Genomic DNA, 16,975 nt, shown 5'->3' on the forward strand with positions numbered 1-16,975 from the left:
CACCAGTGACAATAACTGAAATAGGGAGACACCCTTAAAACTGAAAGGAGAACGCTATGTTCAAACGCAAACTATTTTTCCATAATGCAGATACAGGAACTGGCTCTGCAGGTGGACAAGACACGTCAAGCCAAACTCAACCAGCTAGCACTCCTGAGATTGACTATGACAAAATCGCTAGCATTGTCGAAGGCAAACAAAAAATTGCTGAAGACACCGTGCTAAAAAATTACTTTAAGCAGCAAGGATTGAGTGGTGAAGAAATGGCTCAAGCTATTACTGCTTTTAAGTCGCAGAAAGCTGATGCAACACCAGACGTCACATCACTACAGCAACAGTTAACGCAGGCACAAGCAAGTGCATTGCAAGCTAATTTAGAGCGAAATCTACAATTAGCAGCAATCGAGGAAGGATTGCCTGTTGGTGTACTACCTTATGTGATGAAATTGGCTGATACATCAACTCTCACACTTGAATCGAAACCAGAAGATTTCAAAGCTATTGTCGCAAAAGTTCTGGAAGACGTTCCTGCACTGAAGCCAAATAAAGAAGAGTCAACTGGGTTTCAACAAATCGGATCTACCGGTAAAACACAACAAACTAACCAAACTGATGCCATTGCTGCAGCGTTTGGTCTTTAAGAAAAAGGAGAATTAAATTATGACAGTTTATAACTACGCAGAACAATTCGAACAAGCTTTGCATCAAAAATATGCAAAAGAGCTTGCGTCTGTAGATTTGTTTAACTCAAATCCGCATGTGAAATTTATCAACGCTCAAACAATCAAGTTGCCAAACATCACAGTATCTGGTTACAAAGACCACAATCGTCAAACTATCGGTTTTAATTCTGGAACAATCTCAAACGAATGGGAACCAAAAAAACTAGAACATGACCGTGACATCGAATTTGCAATCGATCCTATGGATGTTGATGAAACAAACCTTGTCGTCTCTATTGCCAATGTCCAGAACACTCTGGAAACTGAACAAGGTATTCCTGAAAAAGATTGCTACGTGTTCTCAAAACTCTACACAGAAGCTGGAAAGTATGCTGCTAATGGTGCCACTATCGACACTACAACATTGACTGCAGAAAATATCTTGCAAAAATTTGATGACGCCATGGAAAAAATGGACGAAGCAGGTGTTCCGTCTGAAGGCCGCATTTTGTACGTCACTCCAGCTGTCAACAAACTCTTCAAACAGGCTAAAGACATCCAACGTGTGCTGGGAGTGAATGGTTCAAATGGCGACGTCAAACGCTCTATCTATAGCCTTGATGATGTTAAAATCAAACAAGTGCAATCAGCTCGCATGAAATCACAATACAACTTTACAAATGGTTGTGTCGCAACAGATGAAGCAAAACAAATGAACTTCATCTTGATCCACCCATCTTGTGAAGTTGCTCGTGAAAAATACTCTTACATCAAAGTATTTACACCAGGGCATGACTCGCGTACAGCTGACAACTATTTGCTCCAATCTCGCTTCTACATGGATGCATTCTTGATCAAGAATAAAGCAGCTGGTATCTTTATCAACGCGACAGCGTAAGAAAGGATGGTGTAGTATATGGCATTAAAAGCAATTAAAGGCGCTCGAGTCTATGATATCGATGAGTCAGCGATCAATGATTTTGTTGGTCGTGGCTTTGAAGTCTACGAAGATGGTGAATTAAAATATGGTGAATCTGTCGACAAGGTTTCAAAAGAGGAGTACGAAAAAGTTTTGGCTGACTTGAAAAATGCTAAGGATGAAATCAAGAAGCTCAAAGGAGCTAAGGAGTAACAGTCATGTATGCTAGTCCAGATTATTACAAAAAGACGTTTGTTGGTGTGATTTCTGCTGATTCAGAAGAACTGGCTAGCAAACTTAAATCAGCTTCTGACAAGATTGATATACTTACGTTCAACCGAATCCGTGGCATTGGATTCGACAATCTGACGCCATTTCAGCAGGAAGTTATCCGAAAGGCTTGTTGTCAGATTGTTGACTTTGAAGAGGTTAATGCTGATTTGATAGCTACTACAGTTTCAAACTACAGTATTAATGGTGTGTCAATGCAATTAGGATCAAATTGGAACATTGCCACCGAACAAGGTATTGTTATTTATCGCAAAACCTATGAACTTTTGAAGCAAACAGGATTGACAAGGAGGGTTATTTGATGAAATTTCCACAACTTGTCTTACCTCAATTTTGCCAGACGCAAATCACAGTCACAGTCAACCAAGAAGGAGTTTCTGAAGACGGCGAACCTTTAGAGGCGTTCAGAGCTAATCTAAAGTGCAATTATCAAGACAGTGTCAAAACAGTCCTAACTGAACAGAAGAAGCTGGTCCAAATTACTGGGTCAGCTTATTTCGTTGGTGATATTGCACCGTATTTGCCTACATTGAGCGGTGGGACTGCAATTGTATTTGGTATTGTCAGGAGGATTGTGGACAGCCGGAAAGCTAGAAATCCAGATGGGACTGTTAACTATACCTACATCGGATTGGAGTGATGCTATGTTTGTGAATTCTACAGTAAAGCTAGATTTTGGCACTATCCGCAAACTGGAAAGGGCTCAAATCATAGCACTGGAACAGACTGCTGAATACCTGCATACAGAAGTTGTGCAGGCGCAGGTAGTGCCTTTTGATAAAGGTGTGTTGCAAGGCGAAGCAATGGCTCCAGACTACTCACGTTCATCCCAAAGTGTAGTAAGCCTGGTACATTCCACTCCTTACGCAAGACGATTGTACTTTCATCCTGAATATCAATTCCAGACGAAAGAAAATCCTCATGCAAAAGGAAAGTGGTTTGAGGATTGGGCTGATGGTGGCAAGAAGTCACACAAAATAAAACAAGCCTACGGGCGACTTTACAAACAAATCACGGGGGTTTAAGCATGATTACATTAGCTGAAGTCCGTGACTGGATTAAAACATTTAATGCAGCTAACAACTACTACATTGGCAAGATCGATAATAAGCAAGAAAATAGTATAGGTATTTACCAACGAAAGACAATCGATGGTCCTCGGGTAGCAATCGGAGGCAGATCACTGACAAGCTATGATGTCAAATCAATCAGCATCTTAATTCACTGGAACAAGAATGCGAATGAGACTGAGAAGCGTGCTCAGTACCTCTACAATCGTCTATTTGAGGCTGAATCGGTTGTTATCGGTGGAACACCTATTAAGATGATTGCCTTATTACAGAACGAGCCTGTGGACGTAGGAACAGATGATAATAACGTGTATGAGCGTGTTATCGAGCTTGATTTATATTACGAAAGAGAGGGCAACTAATGGCTCAGAAAACTGGGGTATTCCCCGTATATGAAAACCAGTTCCAAGTAAATAAAGGAACTGCAGGAGTTGAATCACTTGTTGATATTGCAGACATGGAATCATTCTCAGTATCATTTGACAATGGTGTTGAAGAATGGAAACCATTTGACCAAAAAGGTTGGACACGTCGTTTGATGACTGCGAAGTCAGTTACAATTTCTGTTTCTGGTAAACGAAACGTAGGTGATGCCGGTAACGACTACATCGCAGGTCTTGCGTTTAAAAATGGTCGCGATTCTGAAGCGGACTTCCAATGGACTTTCCCAGATGGAACTAAAATCAAATTTAAAGACGCGGTTATCAATCTTAAGGACTTTATTTCAGGGGATTCAACTGGTGTTGCACCATTGTCATTTGATGTCATGTCAAATGGTAAACCGGAAGTGGTGCCAGCAGGTTAATTTAGAGGGTTTCGACCCTCTTTTTATTTTAAGGAGGAAATATGGCTGAAGCTGAAGAAACCAACGCAATAGCAACCATGGCTTTTATTGATATCGATACAGGTATCGAATACAAGGCTGGAGATACCGTTGATTTAAGCGGTAAATCCAAAGAACGAATCGAAGCTATGGCAACCAAAGAAAATCGAACTGGTCAAGTACTGATCAATATTTTATCTGAAGAAAAGGAAATTGAATAATGTCAAAAGTAATTGATATCACAGAAAAACTTAATTTTGAAGAAAATCCAAAATTGAAAATTAAAGATGCTGAAATTGAAGTCAATACAGATGCAACAACTGTACTGACTCTGATGCAGACTATCGGTGATGAAGAAGGAACTCCATCTGCCAAAAAAATGATGGAAATGTTTGAGCTAATCTTCCCTGAAAATAGTCGAAAAACACTTGATGAAATGCGTTTGAATTTTGCTGATTTAACTACAGTTATTGAAGCAGCGATGACATTGGTCATGGGAGAAGAAGAAGTGGGAGAACAGTGAGCCATACTATGACCTATTTGAGGATTTTGATTTAATCGTCAGTTCTCTCAGGACACAGTATGGCTTATCTGTATACTCTAATGAATTTAAGAATATGAAGTGGAAAGAGTTCAAGGCTCTCTTAGCTGGTTTGTCCGGAGAAACCCCGCTTGGTCGAATCGTCCAAATTCGAAGCGAAGATGACCCTAAAATGCTAGAGGTATTTTCAGAAGGACAGCACCGTATTCGCAACGAATGGAGATTGAAACTTGCCAAAGAGAAAACAGAACAAGATTTGACTAAAGTTCTTGAAGAATTAAAACAAGCCTTTATTGAGATGGCTAAGTAGGAGGTGATAGCTATTGGCACAGACAGTTGGCCAGATTGGTCTTGACCTTGTCGTCAACGACAAACAATTTAAAGGGCAGATGAGTGGCTTGCAAGGGATGGCAACGAAAGCTGCCAAGATGCTTGCAGGAGCATTTGCAATCAAGAAACTTGTTGATTTTGGAGCTCAAGCTATCAAGCTTGGCTCAGATCTCAACGAAGTACAAAACGTTGTTGACGTTGCTTTCCCACGTATGAGCAAGCAAGTTGATGACTTTGCAAAACAAGCTATGTATACCTCTGGGTTATCAGAGACTATGGCAAAGCGATACACCGGTACATTCGGTGCGATGACTAAGGCTTTTGGTTTTAACGAACAAAAAGCTTACGAGATGTCGACAGCCTTAACTAGTTTAGCGGGCGATGTAGCATCTTTTTATAATATTAGTCAAGATGAAGCCTACACAAAGCTGAAATCAGTCTTTACTGGTGAAACAGAGACACTTAAAGATCTAGGTGTGGTCATGACTCAATCAGCACTTGATGCCTATGCAATGGCTAACGGATTTGGAAAGACGACACAAGAAATGTCTGAGGCTGAAAAAGTTGCTTTGCGGTTCGCATTTGTAACAGACAAGCTTTCACTGGCTAGTGGCGACTTCGCTAGGACATCTGATAGTTGGGCTAACCAAGTTAGAATTATGAAGCTACAGTTCGAAAGCTTTATGGCAAGCGTCGGAGTTGGCTTGATTAACATTTTTACCCCAGTTATCAAAGTCATTAACTTTTTGCTCAGCAAATTGCTGACAGTAGGTAATGCTTTTAAAGCATTGACAGAACTATTTACTGGCAAGAAGTCTATGAAAGGCTCCGGTATTCAAGAAACTGCTGATGCAGTTGGTAATTTAGGAGAGGCTTCTGATGGTGCAGCAGGAGGAGCTGGCAACTTAGGAAAAGCCGCCAAAGGAGCCGGAAAGGCTGCGGATGGAGCTGGTAAAGCAGCTAAGAAAGCTGCTCAAGAAATGAAATCTCTCATGGGATTTGACCAAATCAATAAACTATCTGACTCATCCGATAGCGGAGATGGTGGTGGAGATTCTGGAGGCAGTCCTGGTGGTTCAGGCGGCGGAGGTGGTGGAACACCTAAAGGCGCTGAAGTCGATATGGGGAAAATTGCTGAAGGTGGGAATCAATTAGACGGTCTGTTTGATGGATTATTTAAACGATTGCTTGAACTCGTCAAATTATTTCAGGACGGTTTCAATGCTTCATTTAGATTCGATGGTGTTGAACGCCTTCAGAGTGCTTTAAAACGAATCGGTGAATTACTGCAAGAGATTTTTACAGATCCAAAAGTTGTGGCTTCATTCCAAACCATGCTTGATAAGATAGCTTATGCTCTAGGGCAGTTTATTGGCTCGATAGGGACTGTTGCTCTCGGGATAGGAGTCTTTATAGCCGAAAGTATAGTTAACGGCTTAGAGCACCAAAAAGAGCGTATTAAGAGTGCTCTCGTGTCTCTATTTACCAACATAGGAAATGTAGCTGAGGTTGCTGGTAATATCGTTCAAGCTTTCTCAAATGGTTTTTACGATGTCATCACATCTTCTGGCGCTGTTAGAATTGGCAGTGCGATTGTATCTGCGTTTTTAAGTGCTGGTAGCACAGTAATCGAATTAGGCAGTAAGATAGCAGGAGATTTTGCTAAAGGAATTGAAAAAGCAATAGTTCCGAATGTTCCACAGTTAGTAAAAGCCTGGACAGGATTATTAGATGGCATCGCTCCTGTTTTTGAAAGTTTAGAATCACTGGTAGATGATGTTGGTGATGCGTTGAAACGTGTGTACGATGACAAAGCAAAACCATTTATTGACTCTTTGACAAGTGGTTTTGGTCAGTTGATGAAAAGCTTTTTGGATGGGTGGAATACTTACCTCAATCCAGTTCTATCAAAATTAGGCGAAAAGTTTTCGGAAGTTTATGACGCTCATGTAAAACCAGCTATCGATAATCTCTCTATGCTTTTAGGTAGTTTTTTTGATTTTTTCAAAGCTGCTTGGGAAGACTTTGTTTCGAATGTAGATGTCGAAAAATTCATGGAGATTCTTAGTGGATTAGTAGAAGTTGTCGGTACAACGTTGATCAATGCTATTGCGGCACTCTCTGATATTATCAGTGGTCTTGCTCAAGCTCTATCTGGTTTGATTGATTTTGTAACGGGTGTTTTTACAGGTGATTGGGATTTAGCTTGGAACGGAATTAAAAATCTATTTTCCGGTATTATCAAATCTCTCTTGGCCGCGCTTGGAATTGACATCGATTCGATGATTGCAGAGTTCACCCGTTGGTGGGAATCTGTTAAGACCATTTTTGCACCTGTTGTTCAATGGTTCAAGGATAAGTTTAAACAAGCTTGGGATGCCATTGTTGCTATCTTTACCGGTATTGGTTCCTGGTTTTCTCAACGCTACAATGAGTTAAAAAGCAATCTTGCTTCTATTCCTGATTGGTTCAAAGACAAATTCCGCAGCGCGTGGGCAGGTTTAACAGGTATCTTCAATCCTATTGCAAGTTGGTTTGCAGGGAAGTGGAGTAATATTCAATCTGCTCTTGCTAGCATACCAGGGTGGTTTTCTTCAAAATTCCGCGAAGCATATAACAATGTCAAGAATGCATTTTCGGGCATTATCGGGTTCTTTAGCGGACTTTGGGGGCAAATACGCTCAACATTTACTCACGTTGGAACCATGGTTGGAAGTGCCATTGGCGGTGCTGTACGTGGCGTTATTAACGGGGTGCTTGGCACGGTAGAAAGCACAATCAATAGTGGTATCAGCTTACTCAATGGCGCTATTAGCGTGATTAATAAATTACCTGGTGTAAATATCGGTGGATTTAGTTACATTGGACTACCTCGACTTGCTCAAGGTGGCTTTGTTAAGGCCAATACACCACAAATTGCCATGATTGGTGACAACAAGCATTACGGTGAGATTGTTGCTCCGGAAAATAAAATGCTTGAAATGGCACGTCGTGCAGCGGAATTGTCAAATAATGGCGGTGGACCAGAAGTTCTAGCCTTACTGACACAGTTGTTACAAGCGGTTCGTGCTCTTGATTTGACAATTGATGGTGATAAAATCACCAAGAAGATTGTAGATAAAATCAATGAAATTGCAATTAAAACAGGGGAATCCCCCCTCATGATTTAGGAGGTATGCATGAGTGAAATATCAGTAGGTGGAGTAGCTCTTGCTTCTCCAGTTGAAATCAGCATCAATAATGAGATTATCTGGTCATCTTCTACGGGTCGTAGTGCTAGTGGATTGATGACGGGTGACGTCATTGCAGAAAAACGTACATTCTCCATCAAATGGGGAATTATCACAGAAGCAGAAAGAAATCTTATCAAGTCTAAATTGGTAGCTGGATTTTTTACTGCAAATATTTTAGGACAGTCTATCACTGGTTATCGCGGAACTATCACAGAGACAGTAATGGGGCGTCTGAGTGACGGTGTGACTTATTACAACGGCTTATCTGTATCTATTATTGAGCAGTAGGAGGAATTATGCTAGAAGTAACATCAGATTATATCAAAGCAATAGAGAATCATCTGCGCGTGTTTGAGGCTAACTTTGACTTAAATGGTAAGAGATACACAAAAACCAAAATTGCATCAGCTACTTACGACAGTTCCATCGGTAATAGTAATGATTTTACAATTGGTGGTGGGTACATCAATAGTCTAGAAATTGAAATTAAAGAGATTATTGAAGGTCTGCAAGAAATGATGCCGGCAACAATGTCGGTAGCAATTGCGGGTAAAACCGTCCCACTTGGCAAGTTTTTTGTTACCGAGGTCAAGCTAGATCGTAATGATAAAAAGACCAAAATTAAGCTACAGGACGAGTTTGTTAGATTGTCTGGTGCTTATGATAGTCAGCTTACTTATCCAGCTTATACAAGGGATATTTTATCAGAAATCGTGAGATTGACAGGTATCACGACAGATACTAATATCCAATTAGTAAATGATCAAGTTGCGAAGAAACTAGAAAAAACAAGTTATCGTGAGGCGTTAGTTTATTTAGCGCAATTATCAGGAAGCTTTGTCAGATTTAATCGTAATGGGAAGCTTGATTTTATCAAGTTAAAGACAACATCAAGACATATCACAAAAGATATGTATAAGCCAGGTGGATTAGAACGTGACGAGATACCTTACAGGTTGAAAGGTATTGAGTGTAAGTCTGCTGATAAGGTTGTGTATAAATCAGGATTGTCCACAGGTAATATCATGAAGTTAAAAAATCCATGGGTTACACAAGAAATTCTGGATCGTGTCTTCAATGAATACCGTGATTTTAACTTTTATCCATATACATTGTCCTGGCGTGGTGATATGGCTATGGAAGCTGGTGACTGGGTTACAGTACACTGGGATGAAAATATCTATTTCAACATTCCAATGCTGTCCTACAAACTTTCGTTTGATGGTGGTTTATCTGCCCATAGTAGTGGAAATGCTGCTGGAGTTGCACAAGGTACTTATAAATATAAAGGAGCCATACAACGTCAAATAGAGTATTTAGACGAACTTATCACTAAACAAGGTAGTATGTATCTTGATACATCAAGCCCTACTAACCCCAAAAATGGAGATATATGGTTTAAACCTAACGGTGGCTATGTTGAAATGTGGGAGCATGTAGAAGGTTCGTGGGTTAAAAAGGCAGATAGCGCTAATGTCGGAGAAATTGTCAATACGATGACCACGGATGAATTGCTAGCAAAAAAAGTTTCTGCAGCAATTGGTAATTACATTACGTTAAATGCTAAAAATATAACTGCTGGAGATCTGGATTTAGCACGTTTGAGAATCATGAATGGTTTGCAAGAGATTGTTTCCATACGTGACGGAAAAGTTGTGATGAACATTGATAAGCTCACAATAAACTCTAAAGATGTAGCAACGAAAGAAGATCTAAAAAAAATTGAACTGACTCCTGGACCCCAAGGGGAACGTGGGCAACAGGGGGTGCCTGGTATCCAAGGTTTGCGAGGTCCTAAAGGCGACCCTGGACCACAGGGAGCAATAGGTCCTAAAGGAGATCGAGGGGAGAAAGGGGAGCGTGGCTTACAAGGACTCCAAGGTTTGCAAGGTGTCAAGGGCGACCAAGGTATCCCAGGACCTAGAGGAGCTGACGGCCGAACACAGTACACTCACGTTGCCTACGCCGATACTATCTCAGGTAGTGGATTTAGCCAGACAAACGCCGACAAGGCATATATTGGGGTGTACTTTGATTTCAACTCAACTGACAGCGTCAACCCTGCTGACTATCGCTGGACGAGATGGAAAGGTCGTGATGGCGCTGATGGGCTACCAGGTAAACCAGGAGCAGATGGAAGAACACCTTATGTTCACTTTGCTTATTCTGAAAATGCGGATGGTTCTGGTTTAACAATGACAGATAACGGACAGCGATATTTTGGTCATTATTCAGATTATGAGAAACCTGACAGCTCAGATAAAACTAAATACAAATGGGTTGATCGTTGGGCTAAAGTTGAGGTTGGTGGAAGAAATCTCTTTCTTAATTCACTATTCAAACGTAGTCTAAGAGAGCGATACTCAACTTACTTTTTAGATGATAGTCAGGAGCAAACGCAAGGACAGCTCACTTTGAGCATAGATACTAATATCAAATTCAGAGGAGCTAATACTTTAAAAATTGTATCTACTTATAACGGTAAGGCGACTAATCAAAAAGTTACGTTTAGAACCGGTGGGGATACACGTTTGGGCACCGTTGACGAGATGAAAAATAAACCTGTTCGGTTTAGTTTTTGGGCAAAATCTACTGTCAATAATACGAATTTTCAAGCTAGGGCAGGATATCGGAACGCCGTTGAAGGTGTCTCGTTGACCACCGATTGGAAATTTTATGACATTGAGTTGACGAAAAAAGAAAACTCAAATGCAACTAATGAGCTGATTTTACACATATTTACCGCTGCAACTGTCTGGATTGCCTTTCCCAAAGTAGAGGTAGGAACAGTTTCTACAGACTTTTCAGAAGCTACCGAAGATATCCAGAAGGACATAGACTCCAAGGCTGACCAAGGACTGACTCAGGAGCAACTTAATGCTCTAGCTGAAAAAGCTCAACTTCATGACATAGAGCTAAAAGCTAAAGCGACAATGGATCAGTTCAGTGATTTAGAAAAAGCCTATAATGCCTTTGTAAAATCAAATGCAGAAAGCCAAAAAAAATCTGAATCTGATTTAATCGAAGCAGGCAGGAGAATTGAGTTTTTATCAATAGAATTTGGTGGTTTGAAAGAGATGAAAAAGTTCATCGATACCTATATGAGTGCTTCAAATGAGGGACTCATCATTGGAAAGAACGATGCTAGTTCATCAATAAAAGTCAGTCATGATAGGATTTCTATGTTTTCTGCAGGTAAGGAAGTCATGTATATTTCGCAAGGTGTGATTCATATCGACAACGGTATTTTCACCGCTTCAGTTCAAATCGGACGCTTTAGAATAGAACAGTATTATCTTGACAAAGATGTGAATGTTGTTCGATATGTAGGAGGTTAAAAAGAGGAAAATGACTAAATTTATCAATTCTAGTGGTCCATTGCACTTGAATATTTATATTGAACAGATTAGTCAGGATATTGCTAACAACTCTTCTCGAGTTAGATGGAGAGCTACCGTTGACCGTGATGGAGGATATAGAACATGGAACGTAGAAAATGGAAGTGTTCTTTCAGTCTGGTTAAATGGCTCTAGTGTATATAAGAGCAATTTAAGTTTCGAAACTGAGGGGCAAGAAACTACTCTAGCAAGTGGAGAAGCTACAATTCCTCATGACAGTGACGGAACAAAGACCATGTCGGTCTGGGCATCTTTTGACGCTAACAACGGAATTCATGGCAACATTACAATTTCGACGAATTATACATTCGACAAAATTCCTAGGTCTACGCAAATTTCTAGCTTAGAGGGGAATCGAAATTTAGGGTCACTTCATACCGTCATATTTAATCGAAAAGTGAACTCCTTTACTCATCAGGTCTGGTATAGAGTTTTTGGAAGCGATTGGATAGACTTGGGGAAAAATCATACTACTAGCGTTTCATTTACTCCTCAGCTTGACTTGGCTCGATACCTGCCTAAAACAAGTTCGGGAGTGATGGATATATGTATTCGAACATATAATGGAACTACTCAAATAGGCAGCGACGTCTATTCGAATGGCTGGCACTTTAAAATCCCAGACAGTGTAAAACCTACCTTCACAGGTCTTTCATTAACTGATATGAATACGGTCGCAAGACGACTTTTGGGTGGAAATGACTTTTTACAAATTATTTCAGATATCCAAGTAAACTTCAACAATGCGTCTGGCGCCTATGGATCTACTATTACAGGATATCGAGCTGAAATTGTTAATAAAAAAATGGTCGTAACTAAAAACGGTGGTAGTTTTGGTATCATGAACTTTAGCGGTTTGGCAACCATTCGAGCTTATGTTGTCGATAGTCGGGGTAAACAATCAGATACTAAAGATATTACTATCAACGTGATTGAGTATTATGCCCCCTCCTTTAGCTTCTCTGCACTTAGAACTAGAGGCAATCCAAATACATTGCAAGTGTTAAGAAATGCCCGAATAGCCCCTATAATGCAGTCAGGAAAGCAAAGGAATGTAATGTCCTTAACTTTCAAAGTTGCTCAGATAGGTAATGAGAATTTCACGGATGATAATGGTAGTGCATCTGGTAATTTTACAAGTGTTCATACATTGACTAATTCAGCTGCTAACATGGCGGGGAATTATCCATCGAATAAATCCTTTGTGATTATTGGTAAGCTTGAGGATAAGTTTACAAGCGTTGAATTTTCTACAACAGTAGCAACTGAAAGCGTAGTAATGTCCTATGATAAGAACGGGCGTGTAGGCATCGGTAAGGTTGCAGAATTTGGGAAACCAGGATCATTAGATGTTTTAGGCGATATATACTCAAGTAATCAGCCTATTCAGCAGTATCAACTAACTCGAAACAACGGTGCTCCTCTATGGTTCGATGGCAAGCCTAACGTGACTAATACCAATCTACTAGATCAGCCTGGCCAGTATTACATTGATCCAACAGCTAGAGGAAATCCAAACGGTCAGTGGGGCTATCTGTTACACTATAGCAACTATGGGAAAAATGACGGTGGCTACAAAGAGTCAATCCAGTTATTTTACGGAAATAACGGACAAGTCTATTTTAGACATCACAGATGGTCTATGACTGTTGACGATTGGGAGGATTGGGTAGAATATGCCTCTAAGAATGACATCCAAAAATACACTCAAGCCACGCCTTGGCAAAATCTAACTTTGCAAAACGGGTGGGTAAATCATCCAAATCCCAATTTTAACAATGTCCAATTTTCAAAATCTTTTGATGGCGTTGTTTATCTGAGGGGTTCAGCCACAAAGGGTAAAACGACTGATGAGACCGTGATTGGTATCCTACCATCTGGTTTCAGACCTCAAAAGGCTATGTATGTTATTGGATTGAATAACAGCTACTCTGGGGCGACTCTAGGAATATATCCAGAAGGTCATATCGTTGTAAAATCAAACGTTGATGCTATTTGGCTCAACTTTGATAACATTTCATTCAAAATTTAAGGAGGAACTATGAAATTAAATTACGGGACGAAGTCCCAAGAATACGACGCCAGCGGAACAGCATCCGCTACAAAGGTCACGTTGGTCAATTCAGACGGTGCTATCGTACCTGTCTTGCTACCAGCTGACAAAATCGGTTTGTCAAATACAGAGCTTTTTGAATTAGCTCTTGAGTCGCTCTATGAGGAAAATTTCCCCAATCGAGCTGAAAACGAAAAATTCAGCAAAGTAGCTCAAGAACTACAAAAGAACAAAGAGGCAACGGATAAAGCTGAGCAAGCAGTAACCGAAAACAAGGAAAATCTTGATACTGTTTCAGCTATTACAGAGGTACTAATTGCTCTTGCTGTTTCACAAAATGGAGGTATGCCTACCCACGCTTATGGAAAGGTAGCAGCATTCATCAAGCCGCTTGCTAAGGACAAACGTTACAACAACGGAGACATCATCTCAGGTGCTTATCCGTTTGATACGAATCCGAAATGGCCGAGTGGAACTAAGACTATCTTTAAGTTCCAAATGCAGCCAACAGAGGGCTACACATGGAAAGAACAGTCGCTTGCTGAAATGTTACAACAAGGTGTGCTTACCGTGGTCATGCCACGCATTGATTAGAAGGAGGTTGTATGCCAGGTTATGAACGATTTCTCGTACAGATCTTTATCACCCTCATTCCTGTGATTGGTCTTTATTTTTCGATGAAAGATAAAGCAACCAAGCAGGAAAATCGTCTTACGATTTTAGAGAAAGATATCGAAAATCTGAACGAATTCAAGACATCAGCCAACAAGCGGCTCGATAACCACGATGAACAGAATAAGGCTATCTTAGTACTAGCTGAGCAAGTAAAATCACTTGGTGAGGACGTAAGAGAGCTTAAAAATTTGATTCAAAACAAACAATAAAAAAGGAGAAATAACATGATCAATTGGAAGCTAAGACTACAAAACAAAGCAACACTCATTGCCCTTCTTGGAGCAATCTTCCTTATGGCTCAGCAGTTCGGGCTTGAAATCCCAAAGAATATCCAGGACGGTGTGAACACATTCGTTTACATCCTTGTCTTGATTGGTGTTGTCAATGACCCAACAACTGCAGGAATTTCTGATAGTAAAAGAGCGCTCGAATACTACGAGCCAAGCGAGGATTAGGAGAGAACAATGAAGAAAAACGACTTATTCATCGACGTATCTAGCCATAATGGATACGATATTACAGGTATTTTGGATGATATGGGCACACAGAATACTATTATCAAAGTTTCTGAAAGTACAAACTATCTAAATCCTTGCCTGTCTGCTCAAGTTGAGCAATCTAATCCTGTTGGATTCTATCATTTTGCTTGGTTTGGTGGAGACGTGGACGAGGCAGAAAGAGAGGCACGCTATTTCCTTGACAACGTGCCCAAAAAGGTTCAATATCTAGTGCTTGACTACGAAGATCATGCTAGCGGAGATAAACAATCAAATACAGATGCTTGTATTCGCTTCATGGAAATTATCAAAGAAGATGGCTACGAGCCAATCTATTACAGCTACAAGCCATTCACGCTCAATAATATCTATTATGAGCAGATTCTTGCGAAATTCCCAAACAGCCTTTGGATCGCCGGCTATGGTTTAAACGATGGAAATGCTGATTTTGAATACTTCCCATCTATGGACGGGATTCGCTGGTGGCAATACTCTTCAAATCCGTACGACAAGAACATTGTTTTACTAGATGATGAAGAAGCTAAGCCTAAATGGAAACGCAATGAAACTGGTTGGTGGTATGAATACCCCAATGGCGCCTATCCAAAAGAGGAGTGGGAAAAGATTGATGGTATCTGGTACTACTTCAATGAGAGAGGTTATTCAATAGCTTCTCGATGGTTGAAGGATGATGGAAAATGGTACTACCTCAAAGAAAACGGCGCAATGGCCGTTGGTTGGGTTCTTGTGAATGGCAAATGGTACTATCTTGATGCTTCAGGAGCGATGGTCACGGGTTGGGTTCAATACAAGGACAAACTATACCATCTCAAAGAAGAGAACGGAGCAATGTCTTCAGAAGAACTCGTTAAAGTCGAAGGTGGCTGGTACTATGTCAACGAAGACGGAAGCCGCTCAGACAAACCAGCATTGGATGTATTACCTGATGGGCTAATTGTTACCACTAAATAATTTTTTAAATAAAGAAAGGAAAATTTCTAAAATATTGTTCGAATTGTTTTAACCGCAGGCCCAGGCTTGCGGTTTTTTGTTTGCTCTGAAATATTATTACTTAAAAGTGCGTTGCTATCAATTTTGTTAATGCCAACAAAATTGGTCTGAAAGTGGTTTAAAAACAAAAATGCCCCACAAATTGAGAAATGAAATTTGGGGCAGTTTTAGGGCATAAGTTTAAAACTTATGTATTTTCACCTATAATTTTAAACCGGTTTTTAATTGTATATGTCCTTATTTATCAAAACTTTCTTCTATTATATAGCTACGATATATGTTTATGTCTTAAAGACGCTGTTAAATAATGAATTTAGAAAAAGCCTATTGTATCAAGCTTTCTAGCTTGGTCAACAGGCTTTTTGTTTTGGAAAATATGATTTTATCGTTTTGTGCAAAAAGAAAAAGGCTCCCATGAAATGAGAACCTTCTTTTAATTAGTTTTTAGAAGCTGCTTGGAATTCAGGGTTTTTCCATGCTTCATCAATGATTGCTTGCAATTCTTTAGCAGATGCTTGCATTTTTTGAGTTTCCGCATCGTTCAATGGGATGTTTACTGGACGAACGATACCATGTGCACCAACAACTGCTGGTTGACCGATAAAGACGTTTTCAACTCCGTATTGACCTTCTTGGAAGACTGAAAGTGGAAGTACTGCATTTTCGTCATCAAGGATTGCTTTTGTGATACGAGCAAGCGCTACGGCGATACCATAGTATGTAGCTCCTTTTTTGTTGATGATTGTGTAAGCAGCATCACGAACACCTTCGAACAATTCAATCAATTCAGCTTCTTGAACGTTTTGAGTGTCTTTAAGGAATTCTTCAAGGTTTACACCAGCGATGTTGGCGTGTGACCAAACGGCAAATTCAGAATCTCCGTGTTCACCCATGATGTAGGCGTGAACTGAACGAGCATCAACATCCAATTTTTCAGCAAGTGCTTGACGGAAACGTGCTGAGTCAAGTGAAGTACCTGAACCGATAACGCGTTCTTTAGGGAATCCAGAGAATTTCCAAGTTGAGTAAGTCAAAACGTCAACTGGGTTAGCCGCAACAAGGAAGATACCATCAAAACCTGATTCAACAACTTGTGTTACGATTGATTTGTTGATAGCCAAGTTTTTACCTACAAGGTCAAGGCGAGTTTCACCTGGTTTTTGAGGAGCACCTGCAGTGATAACAACAAGGTCAGCGTCTGCACAGTCAGAGTATTGAGCAGCGTAGATTTTTTTAGGTGAAGTGAAGGCAAGGGCGTGGCTAAGGTCAAGCGCATCACCAACAGCTTTTTCGTGTAATTGTGGAATTTCGATAATTCCAAGCTCTTGTGCAATTCCTTGGTTAACAAGTGCGAAAGCGTAAGATGAACCCACGGCACCGTCACCAACAAGGATCACTTTTTTGTGTTGTTTAGTTGAAGTCATTATCTAAACATCTCCTTCATTTTTTTTAGGGGAATCCCCAGACACTTT

At 40.3% G+C, this 16,975-nt stretch carries 19 protein-coding genes and 1 pseudogene; 19 read left to right on the forward strand and 1 reads right to left on the reverse strand.

What is annotated here, in order from left to right; genetic code table 11:
- Positions 1-56 precede the first annotated feature (56 nt).
- The 19 genes and pseudogenes from E2R31_RS09015 to E2R31_RS09105 all read left to right on the forward strand — a co-directional run bounded on the left by E2R31_RS09015 (position 57) and on the right by E2R31_RS09105 (position 15,464).
- The gene (locus E2R31_RS09015) at positions 57-641 is read left to right on the forward strand and encodes a hypothetical protein (RefSeq protein WP_132974072.1); all 585 of its coding nucleotides are present in this window, start codon (positions 57-59) and stop codon (positions 639-641) included.
- A gap of 19 nt (positions 642-660) precedes the next feature.
- The gene (locus E2R31_RS09020) at positions 661-1,560 is read left to right on the forward strand and encodes a capsid protein (protein WP_132974074.1); all 900 of its coding nucleotides are present in this window, start codon (positions 661-663) and stop codon (positions 1,558-1,560) included.
- Positions 1,561-1,578: 18 nt separating this feature from the next.
- Positions 1,579-1,794, forward strand: coding sequence for a hypothetical protein (locus tag E2R31_RS09025; protein WP_007518771.1), 216 nt, complete (start codon positions 1,579-1,581; stop codon positions 1,792-1,794).
- Positions 1,795-1,799: 5 nt separating this feature from the next.
- The gene (locus tag E2R31_RS09030; protein WP_132974076.1) at positions 1,800-2,174 is read left to right on the forward strand and encodes a head-tail connector protein; all 375 of its coding nucleotides are present in this window, start codon (positions 1,800-1,802) and stop codon (positions 2,172-2,174) included.
- Positions 2,174-2,512 (forward strand): hypothetical protein, encoded by a 339-nt coding sequence (locus E2R31_RS09035; protein ID WP_084911557.1) that lies wholly within the window; start codon positions 2,174-2,176, stop codon positions 2,510-2,512. Before E2R31_RS09030 ends, E2R31_RS09035 begins: the two co-directional genes overlap by 1 nt.
- 4 nt (positions 2,513-2,516) lie before the next feature.
- Positions 2,517-2,897, forward strand: coding sequence for a hypothetical protein (locus E2R31_RS09040; protein ID WP_132974078.1), 381 nt, complete (start codon positions 2,517-2,519; stop codon positions 2,895-2,897).
- A gap of 2 nt (positions 2,898-2,899) precedes the next feature.
- Entirely contained in the window at positions 2,900-3,304 is a 405-nt protein-coding gene (locus tag E2R31_RS09045) for a phage tail terminator protein (RefSeq protein WP_049479256.1), read from the forward strand.
- Positions 3,304-3,747, forward strand: coding sequence for a phage tail tube protein (locus E2R31_RS09050; protein WP_007518781.1), 444 nt, complete (start codon positions 3,304-3,306; stop codon positions 3,745-3,747). Before E2R31_RS09045 ends, E2R31_RS09050 begins: the two co-directional genes overlap by 1 nt.
- Positions 3,748-3,788: 41 nt before the next feature.
- Positions 3,789-3,986 carry a hypothetical protein gene (locus E2R31_RS09055; RefSeq protein ID WP_049493569.1) on the forward strand — a complete coding sequence of 66 codons (198 nt, stop codon included), beginning with the start codon at positions 3,789-3,791 and terminating at the stop codon, positions 3,984-3,986.
- Positions 3,986-4,288, forward strand: coding sequence for a hypothetical protein (locus E2R31_RS09060; RefSeq protein ID WP_049493572.1), 303 nt, complete (start codon positions 3,986-3,988; stop codon positions 4,286-4,288). Before E2R31_RS09055 ends, E2R31_RS09060 begins: the two co-directional genes overlap by 1 nt.
- A 10-nt stretch (positions 4,289-4,298) precedes the next feature.
- Positions 4,299-4,616, forward strand: a pseudogene (locus tag E2R31_RS09065) (Gp15 family bacteriophage protein); the annotation flags it as partial.
- Positions 4,617-4,629: 13 nt separating this feature from the next.
- Complete coding sequence (locus E2R31_RS09070; protein ID WP_132974080.1) at positions 4,630-7,806, forward strand: phage tail family protein; 3,177 nt, start codon at positions 4,630-4,632, stop codon at positions 7,804-7,806.
- 9 nt (positions 7,807-7,815) lie between these two features.
- Positions 7,816-8,157, forward strand: a complete 342-nt coding sequence (locus E2R31_RS09075) for a hypothetical protein (protein ID WP_049479251.1) — start codon at positions 7,816-7,818, stop codon at positions 8,155-8,157.
- An 8-nt stretch (positions 8,158-8,165) separates the two neighbouring features.
- On the forward strand, positions 8,166-11,207 hold the full coding sequence (locus tag E2R31_RS10100) for a collagen-like domain-containing protein (protein WP_132974082.1): 3,042 nt from the start codon (positions 8,166-8,168) through the stop codon (positions 11,205-11,207).
- Between the two features lie 10 nt (positions 11,208-11,217).
- Positions 11,218-13,299 carry a DUF859 family phage minor structural protein gene (locus tag E2R31_RS09085; protein ID WP_132974084.1) on the forward strand — a complete coding sequence of 694 codons (2,082 nt, stop codon included), beginning with the start codon at positions 11,218-11,220 and terminating at the stop codon, positions 13,297-13,299.
- 9 nt (positions 13,300-13,308) lie between these two features.
- Entirely contained in the window at positions 13,309-13,914 is a 606-nt protein-coding gene (locus E2R31_RS09090; RefSeq protein WP_132974086.1) for a DUF1366 domain-containing protein, read from the forward strand.
- Positions 13,915-13,925: 11 nt separating this feature from the next.
- On the forward strand, positions 13,926-14,204 hold the full coding sequence (locus E2R31_RS09095) for a DUF7365 family protein (protein ID WP_006154951.1): 279 nt from the start codon (positions 13,926-13,928) through the stop codon (positions 14,202-14,204).
- A gap of 15 nt (positions 14,205-14,219) precedes the next feature.
- On the forward strand, positions 14,220-14,450 hold the full coding sequence (locus E2R31_RS09100) for a phage holin (protein WP_033585128.1): 231 nt from the start codon (positions 14,220-14,222) through the stop codon (positions 14,448-14,450).
- Between the two features lie 9 nt (positions 14,451-14,459).
- Positions 14,460-15,464 (forward strand): GH25 family lysozyme, encoded by a 1,005-nt coding sequence (locus E2R31_RS09105; protein WP_132974088.1) that lies wholly within the window; start codon positions 14,460-14,462, stop codon positions 15,462-15,464.
- Between the two features lie 476 nt (positions 15,465-15,940).
- On the opposite strand, the gene E2R31_RS09110 is transcribed toward E2R31_RS09105, so the two are convergent.
- The gene (locus tag E2R31_RS09110; RefSeq protein ID WP_000204720.1) at positions 15,941-16,927 is read right to left on the reverse strand and encodes an L-lactate dehydrogenase; all 987 of its coding nucleotides are present in this window, start codon (positions 16,925-16,927) and stop codon (positions 15,941-15,943) included.
- Positions 16,928-16,975: the final 48 nt, after the last annotated feature.

The sequence above is a fragment of the Streptococcus downii genome, assembly GCF_004353325.1.
GTDB classification, from domain to species: Bacteria; Bacillota; Bacilli; order Lactobacillales; family Streptococcaceae; genus Streptococcus; species Streptococcus downii.